Annotated in this window: 27 protein-coding genes; 5 read left to right on the top strand and 22 right to left on the bottom strand. The window is 46.1% G+C overall.

The genetic code is table 11. The features are described from left to right. Nucleotides 1-113 precede the first annotated feature (113 nt). Nucleotides 114-779: a spore coat protein gene (locus tag BR62_RS0112435; protein ID WP_007408445.1), complete on the top strand. Its 666-nt coding sequence runs from the start codon at nt 114-116 to the stop codon at nt 777-779. On the opposite strand, the gene BR62_RS0112430 is transcribed toward BR62_RS0112435, so the two are convergent. Then, nucleotides 780-1,682, bottom strand: a complete 903-nt coding sequence (locus BR62_RS0112430) for a hypothetical protein (RefSeq protein ID WP_007408444.1) — start codon at nt 1,680-1,682, stop codon at nt 780-782. 120 nt (nt 1,683-1,802) lie between these two features. Continuing rightward, complete coding sequence (locus BR62_RS0112425; protein WP_003155362.1) at nt 1,803-2,342, bottom strand: YhcN/YlaJ family sporulation lipoprotein; 540 nt, start codon at nt 2,340-2,342, stop codon at nt 1,803-1,805. Nucleotides 2,343-2,486: 144 nt separating this feature from the next. Between BR62_RS0112425 and BR62_RS0112420 the strand changes: the two genes are divergently transcribed. Continuing rightward, entirely contained in the window at nt 2,487-3,065 is a 579-nt protein-coding gene (locus BR62_RS0112420; protein ID WP_032871060.1) for a hypothetical protein, read from the top strand. 69 nt (nt 3,066-3,134) lie between these two features. On the opposite strand, the gene BR62_RS0112415 is transcribed toward BR62_RS0112420, so the two are convergent. After that, complete coding sequence (locus tag BR62_RS0112415; protein ID WP_015239461.1) at nt 3,135-4,526, bottom strand: L-cystine transporter; 1,392 nt, start codon at nt 4,524-4,526, stop codon at nt 3,135-3,137. Nucleotides 4,527-4,677: 151 nt separating this feature from the next. Here BR62_RS0112415 and BR62_RS0112410 point away from each other — a divergent pair, with 151 nt between their 5' ends. Beyond that, nucleotides 4,678-5,757 (top strand): GGDEF domain-containing protein, encoded by a 1,080-nt coding sequence (locus BR62_RS0112410; protein ID WP_015239460.1) that lies wholly within the window; start codon nt 4,678-4,680, stop codon nt 5,755-5,757. Nucleotides 5,758-5,773: 16 nt separating this feature from the next. Here BR62_RS0112410 and BR62_RS0112405 read toward each other — a convergent pair whose 3' ends face one another. Then, nucleotides 5,774-6,604 (bottom strand): MetQ/NlpA family ABC transporter substrate-binding protein, encoded by an 831-nt coding sequence (locus BR62_RS0112405; protein ID WP_020955557.1) that lies wholly within the window; start codon nt 6,602-6,604, stop codon nt 5,774-5,776. 382 nt (nt 6,605-6,986) lie between these two features. Here BR62_RS0112405 and cspB point away from each other — a divergent pair, with 382 nt between their 5' ends. Then, nucleotides 6,987-7,187 (top strand): cold shock-like protein CspB, encoded by a 201-nt coding sequence (gene cspB / locus BR62_RS0112400; protein WP_003155376.1) that lies wholly within the window; start codon nt 6,987-6,989, stop codon nt 7,185-7,187. Between the two features lie 91 nt (nt 7,188-7,278). Here cspB and BR62_RS0112395 read toward each other — a convergent pair whose 3' ends face one another. From BR62_RS0112395 to queG, 18 genes are all read right to left on the bottom strand, one after another. Further along, a complete protein-coding gene (locus BR62_RS0112395) occupies nt 7,279-8,226 on the bottom strand; it encodes an ABC transporter permease (RefSeq protein ID WP_032871056.1) in 948 nt (315 codons plus the stop codon). After that, nucleotides 8,219-9,136, bottom strand: coding sequence for an ABC transporter ATP-binding protein (locus BR62_RS0112390; protein WP_012117151.1), 918 nt, complete (start codon nt 9,134-9,136; stop codon nt 8,219-8,221). Before BR62_RS0112390 ends, BR62_RS0112395 begins: the two co-directional genes overlap by 8 nt. Next, a complete protein-coding gene (locus BR62_RS0112385) occupies nt 9,137-9,853 on the bottom strand; it encodes an ATP-binding cassette domain-containing protein (protein ID WP_025284469.1) in 717 nt (238 codons plus the stop codon). After that, nucleotides 9,843-10,220, bottom strand: a complete 378-nt coding sequence (locus tag BR62_RS0112380) for a GntR family transcriptional regulator (protein WP_012117149.1) — start codon at nt 10,218-10,220, stop codon at nt 9,843-9,845. The genes BR62_RS0112385 and BR62_RS0112380 overlap by 11 nt, the downstream gene beginning before the upstream one ends. Before the next feature lie 2 nt (nt 10,221-10,222). Further along, on the bottom strand, nt 10,223-10,990 hold the full coding sequence (locus tag BR62_RS0112375) for a hypothetical protein (RefSeq protein ID WP_012117148.1): 768 nt from the start codon (nt 10,988-10,990) through the stop codon (nt 10,223-10,225). 118 nt (nt 10,991-11,108) lie between these two features. Continuing rightward, complete coding sequence (locus BR62_RS0112370) at nt 11,109-11,480, bottom strand: hypothetical protein (RefSeq protein ID WP_003155385.1); 372 nt, start codon at nt 11,478-11,480, stop codon at nt 11,109-11,111. A gap of 12 nt (nt 11,481-11,492) precedes the next feature. Further along, complete coding sequence (locus BR62_RS0112365) at nt 11,493-12,026, bottom strand: NAD(P)H-dependent oxidoreductase (protein ID WP_003155386.1); 534 nt, start codon at nt 12,024-12,026, stop codon at nt 11,493-11,495. A 24-nt stretch (nt 12,027-12,050) separates the two neighbouring features. After that, a complete protein-coding gene (locus tag BR62_RS0112360; protein WP_003155387.1) occupies nt 12,051-13,646 on the bottom strand; it encodes an MFS transporter in 1,596 nt (531 codons plus the stop codon). A gap of 40 nt (nt 13,647-13,686) precedes the next feature. Then, nucleotides 13,687-14,352, bottom strand: a complete 666-nt coding sequence (locus BR62_RS0112355) for an HlyD family secretion protein (protein ID WP_007610259.1) — start codon at nt 14,350-14,352, stop codon at nt 13,687-13,689. Between the two features lie 36 nt (nt 14,353-14,388). After that, nucleotides 14,389-14,853, bottom strand: coding sequence for a MarR family transcriptional regulator (locus tag BR62_RS0112350; RefSeq protein WP_003155389.1), 465 nt, complete (start codon nt 14,851-14,853; stop codon nt 14,389-14,391). 180 nt (nt 14,854-15,033) lie between these two features. Then, on the bottom strand, nt 15,034-16,218 hold the full coding sequence (yhbH, locus tag BR62_RS0112345) for a sporulation protein YhbH (RefSeq protein ID WP_032871054.1): 1,185 nt from the start codon (nt 16,216-16,218) through the stop codon (nt 15,034-15,036). A 190-nt stretch (nt 16,219-16,408) separates the two neighbouring features. After that, nucleotides 16,409-18,304 (bottom strand): serine/threonine protein kinase PrkA, encoded by a 1,896-nt coding sequence (gene prkA, locus BR62_RS0112340; protein WP_003155391.1) that lies wholly within the window; start codon nt 18,302-18,304, stop codon nt 16,409-16,411. A 358-nt stretch (nt 18,305-18,662) separates the two neighbouring features. Continuing rightward, the gene (locus tag BR62_RS0112335) at nt 18,663-19,373 is read right to left on the bottom strand and encodes a hypothetical protein (RefSeq protein WP_032871052.1); all 711 of its coding nucleotides are present in this window, start codon (nt 19,371-19,373) and stop codon (nt 18,663-18,665) included. 11 nt (nt 19,374-19,384) lie between these two features. Next, nucleotides 19,385-20,098, bottom strand: coding sequence for a polymer-forming cytoskeletal protein (locus tag BR62_RS0112330; RefSeq protein WP_007408429.1), 714 nt, complete (start codon nt 20,096-20,098; stop codon nt 19,385-19,387). Further along, a complete protein-coding gene (locus BR62_RS0112325; protein ID WP_007408428.1) occupies nt 20,089-20,721 on the bottom strand; it encodes a YhbD family protein in 633 nt (210 codons plus the stop codon). Before BR62_RS0112325 ends, BR62_RS0112330 begins: the two co-directional genes overlap by 10 nt. Nucleotides 20,722-20,859: 138 nt before the next feature. Further along, nucleotides 20,860-21,342, bottom strand: a complete 483-nt coding sequence (trmL, locus tag BR62_RS0112320) for a tRNA (uridine(34)/cytosine(34)/5-carboxymethylaminomethyluridine(34)-2'-O)-methyltransferase TrmL (RefSeq protein WP_007610253.1) — start codon at nt 21,340-21,342, stop codon at nt 20,860-20,862. 36 nt (nt 21,343-21,378) lie between these two features. Continuing rightward, nucleotides 21,379-22,290: an amidase domain-containing protein gene (locus BR62_RS0112315; RefSeq protein ID WP_032871050.1), complete on the bottom strand. Its 912-nt coding sequence runs from the start codon at nt 22,288-22,290 to the stop codon at nt 21,379-21,381. Nucleotides 22,291-22,365: 75 nt separating this feature from the next. Then, nucleotides 22,366-23,526 carry a tRNA epoxyqueuosine(34) reductase QueG gene (gene queG / locus BR62_RS0112310; protein WP_032871047.1) on the bottom strand — a complete coding sequence of 387 codons (1,161 nt, stop codon included), beginning with the start codon at nt 23,524-23,526 and terminating at the stop codon, nt 22,366-22,368. Between the two features lie 84 nt (nt 23,527-23,610). On the opposite strand from queG, the gene BR62_RS0112305 reads away from it, so the two are divergent. Then, nucleotides 23,611-24,234: a hypothetical protein gene (locus BR62_RS0112305; RefSeq protein ID WP_032868261.1), complete on the top strand. Its 624-nt coding sequence runs from the start codon at nt 23,611-23,613 to the stop codon at nt 24,232-24,234. Nucleotides 24,235-24,303 lie beyond the last annotated feature (69 nt).

Raw genomic sequence — 24,303 nt, 5'->3', positions numbered from 1 at the left:
CACTGGCGCAAAATAGTAAATAATCCCCACGTAACGAAACAGGTCTTGATGTATAACGGATCGGCTTTTTTCACATCTTAATGATGATTTGACATGAAGGAGGAAAACAACCAGTGGAACAGCAGCAGAATCAGCAGCAGCCGCCAGTAAATCAAGGGATCCCGGGTTCACCGCAAGTGAATCACGGAGGACATGAGCTTTTCGATATGCATGAAGTGCTGGCCGGAACAGTCGGCGTTTTGGATCAATTTATGATGCTCAGACAGTTTATACAGGATCAGCAGCTGGCCGACATCCTTGACCGCCAGTATCAATTCATTCTCGGACTCTATAATCTGACGGCAGAATGCTTTAAGACCGGCCAAAAGCCTTCTCAGGAAACGTCGACATATATGATGAAGGAACAGAACCAGGCCGTCTACGGTATAAAACCGACTCAGCCGAAAAAACCGAATCAATCATTAAATGATGTCAAAGATCTCGGGATCAGCGGCCATATGCTCGGCCTGATTAAAGCTCAAGCTTCTCTCTTGACGATGAGCTCGCTTGAAATGACCAATCCCGTCACTAGAAGAGTGCTCTCCGCCCAAATTCAGCAATATGTCGAAATGGCGTATGAAATCTTCTTATACCAAAACAAACACGGTTATTATCAGGTTCCTCAGCTCAATGCACAAGATATGCAGACCATGCTGAATTCATTTGCGCCGGCCCAGGGACAGCCGCAAATGCCTCCGATTAAAGGACAAATGGGACAGCAGCAGCAAAACCTCCATTGATTAAAAAACGGCGTTGGAAACCTGACTCTCCAATGCCGTTTTCTTTTTTTCATATGCTTTTGTGAAATCATGTTCAAATCGTTTCAGGCTTTCTTTCGTAGCCGCTTCAAAGCCTTTTTCAAAATCCTGTGTTTCGGCGGTTTTGTTGATAATGGTTAAGATAATGCCTTCTCCGAATGTTTCGGTTAAGTCCTTTATCATATAGAAGCTTTGCAAATAGACATCTGTTTCATATTCCATACGCGATTTCTGCCATTTTCGGTCGGTCGTTAATTGATCAAACGGCACGACGGAAAATGCAATCGGATCAATGACTACATCATAATGCGCGACCCACTCGCTCAGCCCCTCATGAAACCAAAGCGGAAATACAGACGTATCCGTCCCCAATTGCCGCGTTTTTTGATGAAACGCGTAGTGTGTATATTCATGTATAATCAATTGCTTATACATGAAAACGGCCAGCTCATCTTTTTTCAAAAGCTGTTTTTTCTCTTCAGGCAAAAGCCCCATCATCTGCTCCTGTTCTGAATAAAAACCGACTACATTTTTCAATCCTGAATATTGCTCCATTTCAGCTTCATCTGAAAAGAAAATGAGTTCAAGTGGCGCTGCACCTTTATAGCCGACAATGATTTGATTGATACGCTTTGCGTGGTCCAGCGCAAGCTTGGTCAGATCCAAGAGCGGCTTTTCATCCGCCGTATAGTAAATCGCTGTATGTTTGTAAATTTCTTTATTCATGTGTTCAGTCACTTGTTCCTTCGTCGGAACAGAGCGGCTGTTTTGGCCTGACAGGACGTACATCATACTTACTGAAACGGCTGAACTGACAGCCAATATGACAAGGACTCCGCACAGGATCAGAGTGAATGCCGCCCGTTTCCCCATGCCGTCACGCAAACAAGCTCCCCTCCCCGATCCTTTCATTTTCATCTCATTCTTTACTTTATGCTCAGGAGCGCTGGGTCGTGACGGCAGATAAAATAAAAAAGCCGCAGCAAATGCGGCTTTTCCATTCATTTATTTATTGGGGTTTGGGAATACACGCTGCACCATTTGGCCGAATTCATCAAACAGACCGGATACAGGATGTCCGTTTTGGATTCGTTTTCCGTAGCCTTGCATGCGTTCAACGAAGTCCGGGTTCGCTGATACATATACAGTCCGGACATGTTTATCGGCTGATTTCACCTTATCGGTAATCTTATTTTTTAAATGGTTGGCGATGGCGCCTTTTTGCCCGTTTGTCAAAACAACGGCAACATATGCGCTGTTTCCGGCAACGATCACAGTCGCATTTTTAACCTCTTTTAAATCAGTCACCTTGTCGGCGGCTTTATCAGCCACTCTCAGGTTACGATTGTCATTGTGATCGGTGTTTTGATTATGACGGTTCACTGTATTCATATTTGTCGCACCGTCGTTAGGCGTGTTGCGGTAATTTACATTCTGGGTGCGGTTGTCATTTCGTTTTCCTTCTCCTTGGTTCCCCATACTGCACCCTGCGGTAATCAGCATCGGCAGAAGAAGGGCAGAGATAACTGCTTGCTTTTTTATCATGTGAATTCCTCCTTTCTCACTTTACGTATAGGTTTTTCTATTCGGCGGGATTTATGCACGCCGTTTGCATTCTGAGCGGTTTGGATAAATATCAGAAGGAAAGGGAAAGGTAAGCGTAATCAATTGAATGAGGAGGGATTTAACTTGTTCAGAAAAAAAAGCGGCATCAGCCCGACAGCGCTGCTGATCGGATCATCGATTCTGATTGCAGCTTTATCACCCGAAATCCGCCGGAAAATCTCCGGAATGGTTTCAGGCCGAATGCAGCATAAAGATGGTACACACTCCATGCAGCCTGCTGACCTGATTCAACAAGCTTTCGGCGGGGAATCCGGCGGACAGCAGCACAAAGACAAAGCGCGGCATTCACAAACCGGCTCCACGCAGCCTGCCGAGCTGATCAAACAGGCGTTCGGCGGCGAATCCGGCGGAAGGCAGCACGCAGACAAAGCCCGGCATTCACAAACCGGCTCATTGCAGCCTGCCGAGCTGATCAAACAGGCGTTCGGCGGGGAATCCGGCGGACAGCAGCATGAGCAGACTTCCCGCAATCACGCCGGCTCATCCCATACGGACGGACAGGCAGACCGCAGCCGCAGTAAAGAAACTTCGCCGAAGCCTCACTATACCGAGCCGATTCACTTTGAAGAAAGCGCGGTGAATGTTTTAAATGACAGCACCGTGATGAATATGCTGGAAGAAATTGAACCCGGAAATCATTAGAAACGAAAAAAAATCCTTCATTCGTTCAACGATGAAGGATTTTTCGTTTTAGTGCTATCTGCTTTTTTATTAAGCTTCTTCAGTTTCAATGACGATTGTGGAATCATTGTACACCGCGGTATCGGTTTCCTTCGTCATTTTACTTGTTAACAGCCCTGCGGTCATACTGCCGCTGACATTTAAGGCGGTGCGCCCCATGTCAATTAACGGCTCAATTGAAATGAGCAGTCCGGCAAGCGCCACAGGCATGTTCAAAGCGGATAGGACGAGCAGAGCCGCAAATGTCGCGCCGCCTCCCACGCCTGCTACACCGAATGAACTGATTGCCACGATGGCGATGACGGAAATGATAAATCCCGGTTCAAACGGGTTTTGCCCCACTGTCGGCGCAATCATCATCGCGAGCATCGCCGGATAAATGCCGGCACAGCCGTTTTGACCGATCGATAAGCCGAATGAACCGGCGAAGTTTGCAATGCCTTCCGGTACGCCCATGCTTTTTTGTGTTTTAATATTGAGCGGCAAAGCCCCTGCGCTTGAACGGGACGTAAACGCAAACACCATAACCGGAAATGCTTTTTTCACGTATGTGATCGGATTTAAACCGCTGAACGTGATCAGCAGCAAGTGAATGATAAACATGGCGATAAGCGCGGCGTATGAAGCGATCACAAACATCCCCAGTTTCGCAATGCTGTCGATGTCGCTTGTCGCGATCGTTTTGGTCATAATCGCCAATACCCCGTAAGGCGTCAGTCTTAAAATTAATGTCACGACGCGCATAATAATCGCGTAAACCGCATCGACAATTCCGCTGAATGTCGCTGCGTGCTCCGGCTGCTTCCGTTTCACGCCCAGAAAAGCGATGCCGAGGAAAGCGGCGAAAATAACGACTCCGATGGTGGAAGTCGGTCTGGCTCCCGTGAAATCAAGAAACGGATTCCCCGGCAGAAGCTCAACGATTTGCTGAGGCAGCGTTTTGGCCGTCATATCCTCAGATTTTTGCTGCAGCTCCTGACCCCTTGATAACTCAGTGCTCCCCTGGTCGATATGAACGGCTTTCAGATCAAAGGAAAGCGCCGAAACAATTCCGACTGCCGCGGCAATTGCTGTCGTAGCAATCAAAATTCCGATGATCAGTCCGCTGATTTTCCCGATGTTATGGGTCAGTTTCAGCTTCGTAAATGCGCCGAGAATAGAAATAAAGACTAGCGGCATGACGATCATCTGAAGCAATTTGACATAACCGCCGCCGGCGATATTAAACCAATCGGCCGTTTGTGTCACGACATGTGAGGCCGGCCCGTAAATCAATTGCAGCGCAAAACCGAATACAATGCCTAATCCGAGTGCGGTAAAGACACGTTTAGAAAAGGAAACGTGTTTTTTTTGCATCACAAACAGACCTGCTATAAACAAAAACAAAATAAAAACATGTAAGATTACAAATAAATTCTCCAAAACAGGTAAACACTCCCTTGCTCATTATCCTTAAACACTATATTACATCAATTCCGATCGGTCAAGTAAGAATTGACAATATATGTATTTTTATTGATTTTTCTCTTTTCTTTCCATCCTTTCTTTAGTAACTTATATAAGGGTGATTGTTATGCTGAAGGAACTGTTTCTTAATTTGACGATTTTAATCACATTTAATTATCTCTTCACCGTTCTTTTTAAAGAGTCGCTTTCACATAAAGAAGACCGTCCGATGTTTCAATTACTGAAGGGGACGGTCTGCGGGCTTTTAGGGGTTTTTCTGATTGCTTTCGGCTTTTCTTACTCCGATTCCATCATTGATCTCAGAAATATCCCCATTATCATCGCCGCTCTTTACGGAGGCTGGGTGTCTACAGCAGCTGCCTTTATCATTATCGTGGCAGGCCGTATCCTGATCAATTTCAATGCCAGCGCCATTTATTCTATCGCCGCAGTCGGCATGATTGCGATACTTTCTGTGGCCGTATTCAGAGGAAAAAAGCCGAATCACAAAAATGCGTTCGTTATGCTGCTCTTTTCAAATGTTATTATCACCCTGACGCTGCTGTTACTTATGCCTGAACAGCCTGCCGGGGCCCTCGTTTATTTTTGGCTCATTTCTACCTTGGGCGGAATGCTGTCGCTGTATATCATTAAACACGAAGCCGATGCCCGCCTTTTGTTCAAGCAATACAAGTTTCAAGCGAATTATGATTTTCTGACGGGGATTTTTAATAAGAGAAAATTCGAGGAAGTCTCGCGCGTTCTGTACGATCGGGCGTCTCAATCCCCCTCGTCTCAGCTCGCGCTTATTTATTTGGATATTGATCACTTTAAGCAGATCAATGACCAATACGGCCATTATGAAGGGGACCAAGTGCTGAAGGAACTGGGGGCGCGCCTGAGGTTCTTACTCAGCAGTTCTGATCCGTCAGCCCGCATCGGCGGGGAAGAATTTGCCGTGCTTATGCCCAATTGCACGTATACAAAAGGGCTTCACCTCGCAGAAGAAATCAGGCACACGATTGACGCGAACCCGATTCTGCTGACGAGCGGAGATACAATTCCCGTGACCGTTTCCCTCGGCATCGCGCATTATCCGACAAATACATCGGATCCTCAGACATTGCCCCTGATCGCGGACCGGATGCTGTACAAAGCGAAAACATCAGGGCGCAATCAAGTGTGCAGCACTGAAAAAAAAGAATGATCGCCCGAAGAGGAAATCATTCTTTCTTTTCAGTGAGAAAGCCGCCCCTCAGGAAAACAGGAATCAGGCTGCCCTCATATTCTTTTTCAATAAACGCCGCGGTATCATCTGATTGATACAAAGACAGGAGTTTTTGCATCCGTTCATCATCTTTATCCTCAGCCCTGACGGCGACCAGATGAATATACGCTTCCTTCATTTGCGCCGATCGGATCAGCGCGTCCTTCTCCGCATGAAATCCTGCTCTTTTCGCCTCGCTTTGACTGAGAACTGCTGCGTCAGCATGTTCCGCCGCCTGATATGCGTTCTTTTTTGTTTCCGTTTTTAAGGTCAGATGCTTCGGGTTGTCCTTGATCATATCAGTTGAACCCGTACCGGTGAATCCCTTTTTCAATGTCATCAGTCCGGCCTCCTGCATGAGAAAAAGCGCCCTGCCGAAGGCCGCCGCTTCACCAGGCACGGCAATGACCGCTCCGTCCGGTATATCCTCCAGCCGTTTATGTTGCTTGGAATACACCCCCAGCGATGCCGCATATGTCGTTCCTAAAGGAGCCAGCTTCTTTTTCACATGAGGCGGCAAAGATTGAAAATAAGAAACGGATTGAAACGCATTGGCATCGAGATCCCCGCCCGCAAGTGCCAAATCGGCCTCGGCATAATCCGAAAACATTACCAAAGAAAGCTGCAATCCTTCCTCACCGGCTTTTTTCGCGACAAACTCCCAGATCGATTGATCAGATCCATTGATTCCGATAGTAATTGTCCGGTTCCCGTCAGGATAATGGCATGAAGTAAGTGACATGATCAAAATGAAAAGAAACAGACTGTTTATAAGCCGCAGATTCAAGTTGACCTACTCCCTATCTATTTTTATGTACAGAAGCTGCACCATGGTATTCGGGCTCATGATTACATACAATACCGATTAAAAAAAGGGTTGTCAATTGCTTCCTTAAGAGGCTGCAAAGCGGTTTTTATCAGCTGAAAATGGGCTGTTCTAGTCTCAAATCTGATTTCCGTATCAGAGCGTTCCCCTCTTAAAACATGTTATTTCGAAAAAAGTTACATTTAGCAGTTGTTTTTTCTTCGAATTACTGGTAGAGTAAAGGTAATTATTTTTGTTCGAACTATCTTTAAGAAGAAAGTTTTGTAAGAGTTTTCGTCTTGGAAGTTTGTTTTAGAGCAAGAATAGTGAATTTAAGCGTTATGTCGCTTTAGGAGGAAATTTCATGTTAGAAGGTAAAGTAAAATGGTTCAACTCTGAAAAAGGATTCGGATTCATCGAAGTAGAAGGTCAAGACGATGTATTCGTTCACTTCTCTGCTATTCAAGGCGAAGGCTTCAAAACTTTAGAAGAAGGCCAATCTGTTTCTTTCGAAATCGTTGAAGGAAACCGCGGACCACAAGCTGCTAACGTAACAAAAGCATAAATTGTTTAAAAACCCTGCCGGTGTACGCCGGCAGGGTTTTTTTCTTCTAAAACGAAAAGCTGTTTTGCAAAGGCAAAACAGCTTTTTTATATCAGGTGGCAATATCGCGTTTTAAGAAGACGCCGAATGCGAGCGCCAGAAAAATAACGAAGTAAATCACAAGCATCACAATAGAAAATGTCATCGTCATCCCCTCTACTAAAGGAGTCCCGTTCATATATTGCGACAAATCCGTGTTCGCGAATAAAATATATTTGGTCCATTCAAATTTCGTGGCAAGAAATACAGTCGCCGTGTTTCCCATAACCAATAGAAAAATAGAAAATCCGACCGCTAATGAGCTGTTCCGGAATACCGCAGACAGCATAAACGCCATCGTCGCAAGCATAAAAGCGGAGACAGATTCATAGATATATGTTTTAGCGAGGAAGGCGATGATATTTTGCTCAAAAACATGGCCGTCTTTGTATACGAGATGAATATCAGCCGCAGTATCTCCCCCTGTACCGAAAAAGACCAATCCCAACAGAGCGGAGCCGGCAAATAAAATCACAAGCATCAGCAGTCCGAACAGCAGCACCGTCATATATTTAGAAAGCAAAATCTGAAAACGGCTGAGCGGACGGATAGCCAGCAGCTTGATTGTCCCCCAGTTGAACTCATTCGCCACGATGCCTGCGGCAATGATAATCGTAAACAGCCCGGTCAAAACAGTCATCATCGAAGAATCAGCTACGTATGACCACACTGTGTACCCTGTATCCTCAGGGATGTTATGATCCATACGGTATTGATTTATCGCGACATTCTGTTTCAGGTTATCAATGAGCGTCTGGTTTCCGGTTTCCTTCATCTGCTGTTTCATTTCTTTGTTTTCGGCCTGGAGCTCCTGTTTCCAATTCGGATTGGCTTCGCTCGAGGTGAAATGGTTTGACAGAAGCGCAAAACCGATCATCGAAACGCCTAAAATTACAATCATAGCCCACGTGCCGACGCGGCTGAAAATTTTTATCCATTCATTATAGATCAGCTTAAACATATTGAACCTCCTCTTTCGTCCCGCCGGTAATCTCCAAGAAACGGTCTTCCAAAGATTTTGTCATGATTTTCACTTCATATAAGCGGATGTTTTCACGGACGAGCAGTGAAATCACATCAGGCACTTCCTGTTTTGACAGCTTGATCTCAATGCCGTTTGTCTTCTTCACACAGTCAAACTGACTCAGAACGGCAAGAGCCTCTTCTCTTTGTTCAATATGGAAGAAGTATGTATCTTTATCCTCTTTTCCTTCATCCCTTACTTTTTGAATATCGACAAGCTCCCCTTTTTGCAGAATGCCGATTCGGTCGCACATTAACTCCATTTCTGACAGCAGATGGCTTGAGACGATGACAGCCATTCCTTTTTCACGTGTCAGCTTTTTCAGATGGTCCCTGATTTCCCTGATGCCCGCGGGATCAAGGCCGTTTGTCGGTTCATCCAGAATCAGCACCTTAGGATTATGCAGCAGGCTTTGGGCGAGGCCGAGACGCTGTCTCATTCCGAGAGAGTAGGTTTTTACTTTGTCATGTATTCTGTCCTGCAACCCGACGAGCTCGATGACCTCATCTATTTTTTCTTTCGTAACGCCTTTTACCATCCTTGCGTACTGCTGTAAATTTTTATAACCGCTCAGGAATTTGTACAGCTCCGGGTTTTCCACGATGGCTCCGACGTGCCTGACCGCTTTTGCATAGTTTTTCGTAATGGATTCCCCGCAGATTACGATGTCTCCCTGAGACAGTTTCATTAATCCGACCATCATTCTGATCGTAGTGGTTTTCCCCGCTCCGTTCGGCCCTAGAAACCCAAACACTTCGCCCGCCCGGACGGAGAAGCTCAGATCATGAATAATCGTTCGTCCTTTTATCGTTTTCTTTACCTGTTGCAGTTCTAATACCGTTTCCAATTAGAATCCCCCTTCTATTTCGTGCGCCTGCATGACGCTTCTGTACCATTGCAGCACGGACATTCCTTCCTGTTCCCGAATTTCTTCGACCTCGCGCCGTTCAGCGATTTTCCCTTTTATGAAAACCATCACTTCGTCTAACAGCGTCTCAATCTCGCCGATCTCATGCGTGGCGATGACGACGATCTGGCTGTCAAAATCAATATAAGATACGAGACTGTTGACAATCGATTCTCTGACCGCCGGATCAAGACCTGAAAACGGCTCATCTAGCAGAATGACGGATGCTTTTCTCGACAGGGCCAAAACGATTTTCAGCCTGCCCCGGCTGCCTTTGGACAGCTCTTTTATCTTCTGCTTCGCTGAAAGATTCATTTCCGTTAATAGGTTATGTGCTTTTTCCAGCTGAAAATCCGGGAATTGCGAATGATAAAATGTGAGCATATCACCGACGGTCGTCCGGGCGAAAAACATATCATGTTCGGTTAAATAAGCCGTACGAAACAGCATGTTCCTGCTTACTGCGCAGTCTCCGATCCGGACGGCGCCCGAGGTCGGGAACGCAAGCCCGGCAAGCATTTTAAGCGTTGTTGATTTACCGCTTCCGTTCGGCCCTAAAATTCCGTAGATTTTACCCGGAGACAATGAAAATGATACATCGCTGACCGCGAGCCTGCGGCCGTATTTTTTTGTTACGCGTTCAAAATCAAGATTCATCGTTTGCTTCCTCCGCATATTGTTTGATCCCGTCGATCATTTCCTCAGGAGATAGCCCCAGCTCCGCCATTTCCTGAATAAAGCGTTTGAAAACGTCTTTAGTCAGCCTGTCTTTCAGCTCCGCTTTCAGATCGGACCTTTCCGCTATAAAGGTTCCCTGTCCTCTTCTCGTCTCCACGATCCCCAGCCTTTCCATTTCACTGTACGTTCTTTGTATCGTATTCGGATTCACTTTCATCTGTACGGCCATCTCCCTTACGGACGGCAGTTTGTCCCCCGGTGAAAGCTCACTTCGGATCAGCCGGTAATATACACGATCGGCAATCTGCAGATAAATCGGCTTGGATGACTGAAATTCATTCTCCATCATTACACCTCAACCTTTCGATTCAGCAGCATAGAGGCCAGTGCGAGACAGAGCGCCGCAAGCACGATCACTGCCAGGAAGCTGAAAAGCGAGATGTGGACGGCCTTCAGCTCCACCGTCCAGCCGGTCAATTTTGTATAGTGAAAATCAAAATCCGCATACACTTTTACCGGCCATAAATCATGTTGAGATGAAGTGAAAGGCGTAATGATTTTATCGTCAATATAGGTCCAGACAAACGCAAGCACGATGCAGATCACCCAACGGAGGACGGGAACATGTTTTAATGAGTGAAAAACAGTCCAAAAGACGGCCACGATCACAGATAAATATGCTGAACTGATCAGCAGGTAAGCATTCAGTCCGGTTAATGTGCCGGCCAGGGGAATGGTGTGTTCCAGCGCTCCTTTTGCAGAAAGCATCCGGTACATCCAAATGCCGTAACCGGTCAGCGCCAGCTGCCCGATCAACTGATACAGCAGTGAGGCCGTCAGCTTGGAAGCCAGCAGATAAAATCCTCCATTCGGATTGTAAAGCCACAGCTGATTTTTTCCTTCTTTATGAAGGTGATAGTACATAAAAAGCGGCGCTACAAGAAATTGAAAAAACCCCATTGCCGTAAAAAAGCCGAAAATGACGAGCGGTTCTTTCTGACGGGCAGCGATGACGTGGGCTGCAAACGCCCAGCAAATCATGCCGCAAAGCCACACCGCGAGCCAAATCCATGAAACTTTCGCATCTTTTTTCAGCAAACCTAAAAACGATGTCATTCTTTCTCTCTCCATTCGGATCAAGTGTATGAGTAACATAGTACACTAGATCATCACGTATTACAATATCTTCAATAAAAAAAGACAAATCCGCTCTTACGCAGATTTGCCTTTTCAATTACTTCTTTTTGTTTTTTAAGGAGAGCAGCGCATCACGATAGCTGCTATCCTGCATTTTGCCGCCGCTATCAGGATCGTTTGGTTCCTGATCCGTCTCAGAAGTCTTAAACTTCTGAAGCGCCTGACGGTACACATCATCGCCCATTGTATTCTTTTTCTCACGGGGAGATTCAGATTTTACAACGACTGGAGCATGCTCGGCTGAGCGCTCCTCGGCCGGATCATGCTTTTCCGGCTGTTCGGCTGTAGTGCCGATCGCTTCTCTCTTTTCTTCTTTGACATCCTGTCCTGCAGAAGTGCTGCGGACATTGAATGTGATAAGAAGTGCAATCACAATGACAGCAGCAATAACCGCTATAATAATGGCCATATAACCCTCTCCTTACTGTCGTCCGGCAGTTAGATTACCTGTGACTTGGCTGACACGTCTGCCAAGCGCACGGCCTAATTGAAGGCCTTCTTCCGTCATCAGCACATCGCTGTCAACCGGGCATGTGACGCCCGCGCCGTAGTAAGAGCCGTACAGCGCGTTTTCAGGAACGTTGCCGGGAAGTCCGACAACAATCATGCCTTGGTGAAACATAGGAGTGATCAGATTGTGCATTGTCATTTCTAATCCGCCATGTGTTGTCGCCGTCGTACAGAATACGGCACCGACTTTATCAATCAGCTCGCCTTCAGCCCACAGATAGCCGAGTCTGTCGATCCACGCTTTTAAGCCTGAACTGATGGTGCCAAAGTGTCCCGGGCATCCCCAGATAATGGCATCCATGTCTTTCAGCTTGCGGATGTCTGCTTGATCGACATGGTCGATCAGGACTTCAGCCTCAGCGTTTTCTCGTGCTCCTTCGGCAATGGCTTCAGCAAGGTGTTTTGTATGTTCGCCTTCACTATCGTACACTACGTAAATTTTCATTCAGGAAACCTCCCATTCAGATGATTAAGATTCCTTCACTTCTTTAGGGGCCGGAAGCAATGACAGCTCCTCTTTTTTCTTCGCCCGCTGTTTGTCTTTCCGTACGTCACGCAAGAACAGGCTCAGGACTACGCCGATAACCGCAAAGATCGTCGCCCACATAAACGCGTCATTAATCCCCATAACGTTGGAATTAAGTGAAGCTGTTTTGTAGAGATAAGAATAAACGGTTTGTTTCGCCGCATCAAGCGACATGTTCATGTTGACCATTAAATTCGAAACCGCGCTTTGGAACGACTGCATGAAGCTTGGATCAGCCGTGCTCGTTTTATCCGCAATCTGCGAATAGTGCATTGTCGTACGGTTCGTATAAATCGTTGTGATCAAACTTGTTCCGATTGAACCGCTGATCTGGCGGAGCGTGTTGCTCATCGCCGTGCCGTGGCTGTTCAACCGTGCCGGAAGCTGGTTCATTCCGGCTGTCATAACAGGCATCATTAACAGTGACATACCGAATGCGCGGATGGCATAGACAAGCATAATGTGCGTGTAAGGTGTGTCAATTGTCAATTTTGTGTACTGGAATGTCGTTGCGACCGTGATGACCAGCCCGATAATCGCAAGCGGTCTTGGACCGATTTTGTCAAACAGAATACCGGAAATCGGCGACATGATCAGCATGACAATCGCGCCCGGCAATAGCAAGAGGCCCGATTGCAGCGCCGTAAAGCCGACTAAGTTCTGCAGGTAAATCGGAAGCAGGAACATTCCTGTGTAAAGCGCAACGGTAATAATGATGTTAATCACACTGGAAAGTGAGAAAATATCATATTTAAATACCCGGAAGTCGAGCATCGGTTTTTCAGAGCGCAATTGCTGAATGACAAACGCGGCAATCGCGATGACACCGACAATGACGGTAGACAGCACGATCGGATCTCCCCAGCCGTCGCTGCCCGCTTCACTGACTCCGTAAAGCAATGAGGCAAATCCGACAATGGATAGAATCGCACCCAAGCTGTCGAGTTTGATTTTTTGCGGTTCCACCAAGTTCTTAAAGAGGAAGAACGCTATGATAATAACGATTGCCCCGATCGGAACAAGGCCGTAGAACATAATGCGCCATGTGTAATGCTCGATGATCCAGCCGGAAAGAGTCGGTCCGACCGCCGGAGCAAACATCATCGCAAGACCGAAAATCCCCATTCCTTTCCCCCTGCTTTCAGGCGGGAAGATAAGCAGAATGGTTGTCATGACCAGCGGCTGCAGGATACCGCCGCCGACCGCCTGAATTAACCGGCCGATCAGCATGGTTGAGAAGTTAGGCGCGATTCCGCAGACTAACGTTCCCGCTGTAAAACAGAACATGGCTACGAGAAAGAGGCTTCTCTGTCCGAACCGGGTAATTAAGAACGCAGATAACGGAATCAAAACACCGTTGACCAGCATGTATCCGGTCGTAAGCCACTGAATCGTCGTCGCACTCACACCGAACTCGGTCATTAAGTGCGGCATCGCCACGTTAAGAAGCGTTTGGTTCAAGATCGCCAGGAATAACCCGGCCATAAGCACAATAAGCAATGTTTTAGGACTTTTTACTTGATTATCTGATTTAGCCACCTAAGACAACCTCCCTTCATGGTTTGATGACTGATCTGTATTATTCAGAGATTTTTACAGATGCGTTCATACCAGGAAGCACCTTGTCAGATGGGTTGCTGAGTGAAATTTTAACAGGAACTTTTTGCGTTACTTTTGTGTAGTTGCCGCTTGAGTTTGAAGAAGGCAGCATATCAAATGTTGAATTTGTCGCATAACCGATTTCTTCTACTGTTCCGTCAAATGTTGTATTAGGGTCGCCGTCAACAATTACGTCTACTTTGTTTCCTACTTCAATGTCTCTAATGTCTGTTTCTTTAATGTTTGCAGTGATGTAAAGGTGTTTCATGTCAATTTCCTGGGCAATTGTCGTACCGGCTTGCACCATTTGGCCGTTTTTCACTTCGTTTTTCACGATTGTTCCATCCATGATGGCTTTTACGTCAGCATTTTGCTGTCCTTTGATTTTTGCAACAACGTCGTTTTTGCTTACTTCTTTCCCCTCATCAAGGTTCCAGTCAGTTACTTTACCCGCAGCAGGAGCTGTGATAGCAGCCATGTCGCCGGCAACTTTTGCTTCATCGGTTTTTACATAGTGTGTGCTTTGATAATAGTAGTAAGCACCTCCGCCTATAATTGCAAGAACAACAATCAAACCGATAATGTTGGTCAGAATTAAACGTCCTCTGTTCATTTTGTTTTCTCCTTTCGTTTCTTCCTCTATCATTTTGTGGAATGATGATAAAAATATGTGGGGATTTTTTTATTTTCCGTTTTTCACTGCACAGCCGTTTGCAAGCTTCGTTAAACTTTCCGCAAGCTTGCGCAGGTACTGCAGTTCAGCGGTATTGAGCTGCCGGTATAAGACCGCCGCTTTTTCGGCATATTGAACAGCAGCTTTCTTTAGAAGTTCTTCCCCCTCTTCGGTTAACTGAATCATAACAACACGCCGGTCGTCGTGATAGTCGCTCCGAACCATTAGGCGGCGCTTATACAGAATATCGGTCATTCTCGTGACAGACGCCGGTTTCAGATCAAGCGACAAAGCCAGCCTTGAAAGCTGCGTGCTTTTGCTCTTATGTATTTTGAACATCAGCAGATACTGCAGCACTGTAATATCAAAAGGTTCAAGAACTGTCTCCAGAATCATTTTCTGCTTTTTGTAAATCGATCTGGAAGTATCAAACAGTTGTTCAAAACTGAGCAAAGCGAGCTCTGATTCAATCACCGTATTTTCACCTCATTCCCTTAATAATAGTTCACAAGATAAAATATTAATAAATGAAAGAAGGTTTGTAAAGAGAAAAGTTTCATTTTTTAAGGATTTTTTTTATGCCGTTTTTTCTCTTTATTTTTAATTTAAAAAAGCCGGGTGAAGAACCGCGGCCGCACGATTCTTCACTCGGCTTTATATTTCATACGATGCTTTGCTTACACCGGCTTCCTCATTTTTAAAAAAGCTTTTCAGCGCTTGAAATACGTCTGATTTCTGTTTCAGGATGTAGTATTTAAATTTATCATCTTTGACATTTTTATAGGCGGACATGAGGGTGGAATGCCTGTTATATTGATTGACCTCACCGTAACAGAACAGGTTCGATTTTTTCATGATGTCATTGACGAGCTTTACGCACCGGGCGTTATCCGAAGTCAGGTTATCTCCGTCTGAAAAATGAAAGGGATAGATATTGTAGCGGGCGGGGTCATATTTTTCATCAATTAATTCAAGAGACTTCCGGTAAACGGAGGAACAGATGGTGCCCCCGCTCTCGCCTTTCGAGAAAAAATCTTCTTCCGACACAACCTTCGCTTCCGTATGGTGGGCGATAAATTCGATATCAACCGTTTCATACTTTGTCCGTAAAAATCGTGTCATCCAAAAAAAGAAGCTCCTCGCCATATACTTTTCCCATACGCCCATCGAACCGCTTGTATCCATCATGGCTAAAACGACAGCTTTCGATTCCGGCTTCGTCACATCATTCCATGTTTTGTATCTCAGATCTTCCGGATAAATAGGGTAAAACGACGGCTTGCCTGTCATGGCGTTTCGTTTATAGGCCGACAGCATCGTCCTTTTCTTATCGATATTCCCTGTCAGCCCGGTTTTCCGGATATCATTGAACTCGATATCGGTATGGACGATATTGTCCCTTTCCTTTTGCTGCAGATTCGGCAGTTCTAATTCCTGAAACAGCGCTTCTTCCAGATCCATCAATGAAACTTCCGCTTCATAATAATCCTCGCCTGCCTGATCGCCGGCTCCCTGGCCTTTTCCGGCCCCCTGCTTTTTATCTGCGCCGTCTCTTGCGACGACATCGCCGACTTCGCTGTCGCCGTCGCCTTGGCCGACATGTTTATTTTTATCATAGTTATAACGGATTTTATATTCATCAAGCGAACGAATCGGGATTTTCACGACATCTTTTCCGTTGGACATAATAATGCTTTCCTCAGTAACAAGATCCGGAAGGTTGTTTTTTATCGCTTCCTGTACTTTCTTTTGGTGGCGCTGCTGGTCGTCAAAGCCTTTGCGATGGAGGGACCAGTCTTCCTCTGAAATCAAAAAATTTCCGCTGTCATTACGGGACATGAATTCCCCTCCTTAACCGTTATGGTCGTTTTACATGTGTATGCCGGCTTGGTCCTGTTTATGAAACAAGTCCGGCGAAAAGATTTATTTTTATATTATGCCGGCCGGACTCTCCAATTGACAAACAATTGCGAAAAACAGACAAAAGAACCCGTCCTTTTACAGACGGGCCTCTCAATGAAATCAAACATCAGCGGTTTAACAAGCTTCCGACATATTTCAGCAGTTCATTAGCGCTAGTCGAATTATAGCCGTGTTCATCTATTAACCTTGCCACTACCTCATTGACCTTTTTAAGCTGCTGCTCATCCGGCGTTTTGGTTGAGGTCGTAATTTTCACCACGTCTTTTAAGTCTGCGAACAGCTTTTTCTGAATCGCTTCGCGGAGTCTTTCGTGCGAATTATAGTCAAAGCGTTTTCCTTTTCTTGCATAGGCGGATATGCGGATTAAAATTTCTTCGCGGAACGCTTTTTTCGCGTTTTCTGAAATGCCGATCTGCTCTTCAATGGATCTCATCAGTTTTTCATCAGGATTCATTTCTTCACCCGTCAGCGGATCGCGGAGCTTATTTTTATTGCAGTACGCTTCCACATTATCTAAATAATTGTCCATGAGAGTTTTCGCGGATTCTTCATATGAATAGACGAACGCCTTCTGCACTTCTTTTTTAGCGATGTCATCGTACTCTTTCCTGGCGGCGGAAATAAAATTCATATACCGCTCTTTGTCCTCGGCGGAAATGGACGGATGCTGGTCAAGTCCTTCTTTTAAGGAACGCAGCACATCAAGTGAATTGATCGATTCCATATTTTTTCTGATAATTGTTGAGGAAATGCGGTTGATGACATAGCGCGGGTCAATTCCGCTCATTCCTTCATCATGGAATTCCTTCTTCATATCCTCCAGATCAACGGAATTGTAACCTTCAACGCTTTCTCCGTCATAGAGCCTCATTTTTTTGACGAGATCAATATCAGAGCGGTTCGGTTCCTTCAGCCTGGTCAAAATAGAAAACATCGCGGCCACTTTTAATGTATGGGGGGCGATGTGTACGTCAGAAACATCACTTTCAGAAATCATTTTTTCATAAATCCGTTCTTCCTCTGACACCTTTAAATTATAAGGAACAGGCATCACGATGATCCTGGAGTGAAGGGCTTCATTTTTCTTATTGGCAATAAACGAGCGGTACTCCGTTTCGTTCGTATGCGCAACAACCAATTCGTCGGCTGAGATGAGCGCAAACCGTCCGGCTTTGAAATTCCCTTCCTGCGTGAGTGACAGAAGGTGCCACAGAAATTTTTCATCGCATTTCAGCATTTCCTGAAACTCCATCATTCCGCGGTTCGCTTTATTTAATTCACCGTCAAACCGATAAGCGCGCGGATCTGATTCTGATCCGTATTCGGCAATTGTTGAAAAATCAATACTCCCCGTCAAGTCGGCGATATCCTGTGATTTCGGGTCAGACGGGCTGAAGGTTCCGATTCCGGTACGTTTATCCTCCGAGAAGAATATACGTTCAACCTTTACATCCTCAATTCTGCCGCCGTATTCTTCTTCAAGCCGCATGACATTAAGCGGAGAAAGGCTGCCCTCAATTCTGATGCCGTATTCTCTGTAGAAGTCGTCGCGCAGATGATGGGGAATGAGATGGAGAGGATCTTCATGCATCGGGCAGCCTTTAATGGCGTAAACAGCGCCGTTGTCTGTCAATGAGTAGGCTTCAAGCCCTTTTTTCAGCATGGTGACAAGAGTTGACTTTCCGCCGCTGACGGGTCCCATCAATAGTAAAATCCGTTTTCTTACATCGAGCCGCTTGGCAGCCGGGTGAAAGTATTCCTCCACGAGCCGTTCCAGAGATTCCTCAAGGCCGAACAGCTCCCGCGAGAAAAAGCTGTATGTCTTTTTACCGTCATCCTCCTCGATTCCGCTGTCTTTTATCATATTAAAAACGCGAGAATGAGCAGACTGCGCGACCAATGGATTTTCTTTTATGATCTCCAAATAATCAGCGAACGTCCCTTCCCATTTGAGACGCTGCTCTTCCTCTCTGTACTTTTCAATTTTCTTTAATATATCCATAAGAACCTCCTCTATCATGGTTAATGCACTAGAAATAAGGTACTTTGTTACAATCTATGCGGTGACGTGATAATACATGCTTTTCGTTTCTTAAAAATAAAGACGTTATAAGGCCGTCATTGACAAGGGTCCGGTGCACCGTTCATAATGAAAGAAATACAGTTTCATCCAGACTCGGACATCAAATGGAAAAGCAAAGAGGAGGAGAAATGATGAAAACGATCATTTTACTTGGGGTCATTCTCACTTTTTTAGTATCCATTTTTACGGCGGGTTACGACAGCAAACCTGAAAACAAATAACGGCAAAAGGGTGCTCTTTATGAAGAGCACCCTTTCCTGTACAACATAACAATGTTTCATATTTGAATATGTTCTTGGACAGTTGATTTTTCATGAGATTTGCAGCTTGTTTGATACTCGATTTTTCCGATTTTGCAGCCCGGGCCGATTTCCACATGCTTTCCTCTGACGATGTCCGCTTCCGTGTATTCGAGGTAAATTGCGTCTCCTTCGATCAATTCAGCAGAAAGCGTGCCGGCTTTCCGTTTAAGAAAACCGGGTTTCCGTCTGACGGTGATCGATGTGCCGCCGATTTCTTTCACGCGGCTTCGGTCATAACGCAAATGGATGTTTACGTCCCCCGCGTTTAACAATCCCGCCACATTGATACATCCTGTTACATGAAGCAGCTCCGTCTCGCAATCGCCGCCGACGGTGAGACTGCCTTTTATATGACACTGCTCTCCCGCGGCCCCGCCGCCAATTTCAGCAAGTCCTTTCAGCCTCATCGTGGCGAAACGCACGGAGCCGCCGACTTTCAATGTGCCGATCACATTTGCTGAACGTGCTGATAAATCTCCTGCAACTTCATGCTCTCCGAAAATTTTCAGCCTGTTGATCTCGGCATCTCCGAGAAAAAGTCCCGTACCGAATATCCGGCAGCGTTCGCTTTGAAGTCCTTCGCCGACAGTTCCTTCCCCTTTAATGCTTACATTTTGGTAGGAACCGCCGGAGGCGTGTCCGGCTCCGTACATTTTTAAATGACTCAATTTTTTTGTCGTTTCCATCGCAGCTCCTCCTATCGTTTCACGACTTTGTTAACCAAAGCGGAAGGATCACATGTAAAATCGCCGCTGTATTCCACAGTCCCAATGGTGCAGCCTGCGCCGATCTGTACATGATTTCCGCGGACTGTCTTCGCGTTCGTGTCCGCCAATTCAATGATGTCACCTTCAATCAGCTCTGCTGTCAGCACCGGGGCCGGCATCAGCTTAAAACGCGTAAGCACGCTCTTTCTGCTCATCACTTTCAAATGGCGGCATCCAATTTCTTTCACTCGGCTCTCTCCCGCCGTCAGCTTAATACTGACTTCATCGGCATTCAGCAGGCCGCCGATCTTGCATTTGCCTTCCGAACGGAACGTCTCTGTCTCGCAATCGCCTTCAATCCCGGCTTTCCCGGATATGAAAATATCATCAGCTTTCACACCGCCGCCGAAAGATGAAAATCCCGCGACGTTCAGCCGCTCCGTTTTGACATCACCTTTAATGACACCCGTTCCGTTGATACGGATGGATTCAGCTTCGGCACTGCCGGAAATTTTCCCCGAACCGCTGATCGTCAGCGTTTGCGTCTTGACATGTCCGTCTGTTTTTCCGCTGCCGTTAAACAAAAAGCTCGCGCACTCCACATCACCTGACACCGTGCCGCTTCCGTTGATCTCTACTGTATGAAAACGGCCTCCTTTTGAACTTCCTGAACCGTTGATGATTAATTTATCTGTTACTTCCATTGATGGTCCTCCTGCATCCATTTCGTTTTTAATTCTTCCGATGCCGCAGCAAGCGCCACCCGTTCAACCACTTTGACAGTCGGTTCAAATAAAATATGTTCCGCGTCTGCGATGAAGCACGTCGTTACGCCAAGCTTTCGGAGCATGACAAGCTCCGTATTTGCTTTCAGTTCGGAAGCCTCATACGTTTTCAGCACCCCTGCCGCCAATTTTCCTTCCTCAAGGCTGATATTGCCCGATCGCAAAAGTCCTTCAAGCACATATAAAGACAGCAGCGCGCGGGACGTGAATGTCACGCCGTCTTCGCCATAAACTTGCAGCGCGGCTTTTGAAATCAGTCCCTTTTGAAGCAGCTCCGCAGACGTTATATTGACATCAGTCATTTGCGGAGACAGCATTTCTCTCATTTCATCCAAAGACAGATTTTCTTTCATTTTCTGTATTTTTGAGATGCGTTTTAATATTTCCGCTCTCGGAAAAAATGTTTCCTGGCCTGTAAATGTTGATTTTCGGATAAACCATTCTTCAGGAATTAAATTTTTCCGTTTCCAGCGGTACAGCTGCCCGTATGAAATTGATGTTTCTTCCAGCAATTCTTTTTTAGAAATCAGTTGTTCCTCCATGAATCCAGCTCCTTCGATGAATGCATTGTAACATAACACTGTTACGTTGTTAAGCCTGGAAATATAAAAATGCTGTGAACAGCTGCTGTCCGTCTTTTTTATTCAATAAAAAAAACGCCCGGATGCGGGCGTTTTTTCTCACGTCAAATCTCTGTAATTTTGCTGGCGCAGCGCTTCATATACAAGAATCGCGGCCGTGTTGGACAGGTTTAATGATCTCACATGCTCGGTCATCGGCAGACGCAGGCAGCGGTCCATATTGTTTTCGATCAATTCTTTCGGAAGTCCGCTCGTTTCTCTGCCGAATACGAAGAAAAAGTCTTCCTCCGTATTTGAGTAATCAAATGATGTGTGCGGCTTTTGGCCGAATTTTGTAATGAAGAAAAACTTTCCGTTCTCATATGCCTCAAATAACTCTTCCAATGAATCATGATATACGACGTTGACGAACTCCCAATAATCGAGTCCGGCGCGCTTCAGCATTTTATCATCGGTCGAGAATCCGAGCGGGCGGATCAAATGAAGCGTTGTGTCTGTTGCCGCACAAGTACGTGCGATATTTCCCGTATTGGCCGGGATTTCGGGTTGATATAAAACGACATGTAATGCCACGATGTTCACCTCTGTTTTTTATTCCGCCCACCATTATATCATTAATTACTCTTTTGTCGTATCATCCGTAATATGAAAAAACGCATATCTGATGGAAGGAGTATACGCCGTTGAATCCTCATATGACCAATATCTCATTCTGCTGTCATACGTTTGGGCATTGACAAGCGGCATATTGCTTTTATCTTTCGCGACCACGATCGCCGTATGATTAAAACGGCCGTCCCCTTCAAAATCATAGCAAATAATATCTCCGGGCATCAGTTCTTCAGCTCTTGATACTTGCACCGAGCGAAGCCCTGCCTTGGATTGGGCCAGATACATCTTCATCGAATGCGCGACCGTCCAGCTGTAGCTCCACGAGCTTGCCTTCATCCACCAGCCTGAGCCTCTGTTCGGATGCCCCCGCATCGGTGCTTTTCCGGCATGTAAACATTGGGAAATAAAATTGGTGCAGTTGTCGCTGAAATTTTTATAAGCGGGATTTCGTTTATTCCAAAACTTCTCCGCATACTGCACGGCAGCCAGACGGTCATATTGAAACGCCCGCCCGAAATCTTCCCGTTCACTCCGCTCATATTCAATTACACTGTTTCCGTCAGAAAATCCCGCCGGTTTTTTCTTTACTTCCCGGTCTTTAATCAAAAGCCGATCATAGAGAAATGCAGTCCGTTCCTCAATCTGCTCTTCTAAGTAAAGGTGTCCGTTATGCTCCTTGCACAAATATTCGAAATGAATCGTGTACATGACGCATAACGTGCCGTCGTCCTCAAGGCTGCTTTTGACAATGACGGCTTTTGCCTTCGCTTTCACGATGTCAACTTTCCGTTTTTCAAACAGCTCTTTTTTTCTCGTCAGGACCTCAAGATCGCCGGGCTGCCCATTGTGCCTCATCTCGGTTCCGTTGATTAAATAATGAAGCCGGGCCTCCGCTAAATCTTCAATAATATGCTTCAAGCGCTCCACCCACCATACTGTTTTATAAAGAAAAACACTTGAACTCACGCCAAGTGCTTTTTCTCTATACATATGTCAGGACCGGCCGGTTTTAGTCTTATCAGAAACCGATAACAGCTCCAGTCCCTTTTCAATTTCCCGTATAGCTTCCTCATCCTGCTCCTTTTGAAGCGCTTTTTCTAATTCCCCCGCATAATCAGGATCACCGATTTTCCCGATGGCCCAGGCGGCCGTCCCCCTGATAACGGGGCGTGGATCTTGGTGCATCAAGGCCGTTAATTCCGGAAGAGACGAGGCATCTTTAAAATGAGCCAAAGCTAAAATCGCATTCCGCTGTATCGGCTTTTTGCCGCGCCATGATCCCGATACATGTCCGAATTTTTCTTTGAATTCGCGGTTGCTTATGGTCAAAAGCGGCTTTAACAGCGGCTTTGCGATTTCCGGATCAGGCTCCATCTGCGGATGAAGATGAAAATCTTTCCCCTTATTAATCGGACAGACCGTCTGGCACGTGTCACAGCCATACAGACGGTTTCCGATTTTCGTGCGGAACTCATCCGGCAAAAATCCCTTTGTCTGGGTCAGGAACGAAATACAGCGCTGGGCGTTAAGCTGTCCGGGATTGACGAGCGCGCCGGTCGGACACGCGTCTAAACATTTTGTGCACGTACCGCACATATCTTCAATCGGCACATCCGGTTCAAAGGGCAGATTGGTGATCATTTCAGCCAGATAGACGTAAGAGCCGTATTCAGGCGTAATGATCATGCAGTTTTTGGCGCTGAAGCCGATTCCCGCCCGTTCAGCCACGGCCCTGTCGGACAATTCCCCTGTATCCACCATTGACTTTGTGCGGATATCCTCATGTTTGCTTTGGAGAAAATTCTCCAGCAGATCAAGCTTTTCCCTCAGCACGTCATGATAATCCTTCCCCCAGGAAGCTCTGCAAAAAATGCCGCGCCGCCCGTCCCTCGTGCTCCTCGGCGCATCTTTCATTTTGGAAGGATACGCAAGGGCGATGGCGACGATTGATTTGGCTTTCGGGAGAAGCAAAGACGGAGTAACCCGTTTTTCAATATCCGGCTCTTCAAAACCGGATAAATAGCCGAGTGATTCCTGAAGAATCAGCCGGTCCCGCAGACTGTCGAACGTATCAGCCGTCGTAAACCCGATTTTGTCGACTCCGATGCTTTTGGCGTATTCGATTAATTCCTCTTTCAGTTTATGAATATTCATTTTTTGCACAGCCTCCTTTCTTTGTGATCAGGCTCCCGCACAGGTATAATAGAGTTTTATCATCCCGAAATGGAGTGAACACACTTGAACATCAGTTTAGATCCACTTATTGCTGAACGGGTGCCGGGGATCAAAGCGGCAGCCGTCTTATATGAACAGATCGAAGTCGGGCCTGCTCCGCAAATGCTGAAAGGCCGCCTCCGTTTATTTCAAGAATCTCTTTACTTTGATTATGCTGACGGGGGTATAGAAGAGCAGCCTTTTGTAAAAGAGTGGGCGCGTATAATGGAACAGCTCAGTCCCGCCTTTTCAGGACAAAAAACGCCGATGGAGCTTATGCTCGGCGATATTTCCCGGGAACGATTCATTGAAAGTGTGAATTCAGCCCATGATACCATACTTTTTTTCTCCTTGAAATATTCATTGCCTATCATGGCGTATGATGCCGCAGAAATAGATCAACCAATTTCAATTACGATCGGAGAAAAAGAAAGCGTACTGTCTTTCTCCGGCCCGGACGGCGTTTTCGGCGACTTCACCGGACATATCAATACACGCCCTGTCACGCCCGGCACAAAGAAAATGCTGCAGCTGATCTTTTTCCCGCCTTCATTTCATGCCGACGCGGCGGATGAGCTGCTATCATCCTTAACAAAAATGTTTGAACAAATTCACGGAGGCACGCATACCGTCTCTTGGCTTTCATAAAAAGACACGCCTTCGTGTCTTTTTTCACATAAAAAAACGCAATACTTCGTTTATCAGAGAAACGAAACA

Origin of the sequence: Bacillus sp. UNC69MF, from assembly GCF_000746035.1 — a bacterium.
Taxonomy (GTDB): Bacteria; Bacillota; Bacilli; order Bacillales; family Bacillaceae; genus Bacillus; species Bacillus velezensis.
Note: the sequence above shows the minus strand (reverse complement) of the source record. Positions and strands in the feature narration are given on the sequence as shown.

Coding starts and splice junctions, on each gene's coding strand:
- BR62_RS0112425 (WP_003155362.1), bottom strand. CDS start 2,342: ATGATAAAAAAGCAAGCAGTTATCTCTGCCCTTCTTCTGCCGATGCTG.
- BR62_RS0112410 (WP_015239460.1), top strand. CDS start 4,678: ATGCTGAAGGAACTGTTTCTTAATTTGACGATTTTAATCACATTTAAT.
- cspB (WP_003155376.1), top strand. CDS start 6,987: ATGTTAGAAGGTAAAGTAAAATGGTTCAACTCTGAAAAAGGATTCGGA.
- BR62_RS0112395 (WP_032871056.1), bottom strand. CDS start 8,226: ATGTTTAAGCTGATCTATAATGAATGGATAAAAATTTTCAGCCGCGTC.
- BR62_RS0112385 (WP_025284469.1), bottom strand. CDS start 9,853: ATGAATCTTGATTTTGAACGCGTAACAAAAAAATACGGCCGCAGGCTC.
- BR62_RS0112380 (WP_012117149.1), bottom strand. CDS start 10,220: ATGGAGAATGAATTTCAGTCATCCAAGCCGATTTATCTGCAGATTGCC.
- BR62_RS0112375 (WP_012117148.1), bottom strand. CDS start 10,990: ATGACATCGTTTTTAGGTTTGCTGAAAAAAGATGCGAAAGTTTCATGG.
- BR62_RS0112370 (WP_003155385.1), bottom strand. CDS start 11,480: ATGGCCATTATTATAGCGGTTATTGCTGCTGTCATTGTGATTGCACTT.
- BR62_RS0112365 (WP_003155386.1), bottom strand. CDS start 12,026: ATGAAAATTTACGTAGTGTACGATAGTGAAGGCGAACATACAAAACAC.
- BR62_RS0112355 (WP_007610259.1), bottom strand. CDS start 14,352: ATGATAGAGGAAGAAACGAAAGGAGAAAACAAAATGAACAGAGGACGT.
- yhbH (WP_032871054.1), bottom strand. CDS start 16,218: ATGTCCCGTAATGACAGCGGAAATTTTTTGATTTCAGAGGAAGACTGG.
- prkA (WP_003155391.1), bottom strand. CDS start 18,304: ATGGATATATTAAAGAAAATTGAAAAGTACAGAGAGGAAGAGCAGCGT.
- BR62_RS0112335 (WP_032871052.1), bottom strand. CDS start 19,373: ATGGAAACGACAAAAAAATTGAGTCATTTAAAAATGTACGGAGCCGGA.
- BR62_RS0112330 (WP_007408429.1), bottom strand. CDS start 20,098: ATGGAAGTAACAGATAAATTAATCATCAACGGTTCAGGAAGTTCAAAA.
- BR62_RS0112325 (WP_007408428.1), bottom strand. CDS start 20,721: ATGGAGGAACAACTGATTTCTAAAAAAGAATTGCTGGAAGAAACATCA.
- queG (WP_032871047.1), bottom strand. CDS start 23,526: ATGAATATTCATAAACTGAAAGAGGAATTAATCGAATACGCCAAAAGC.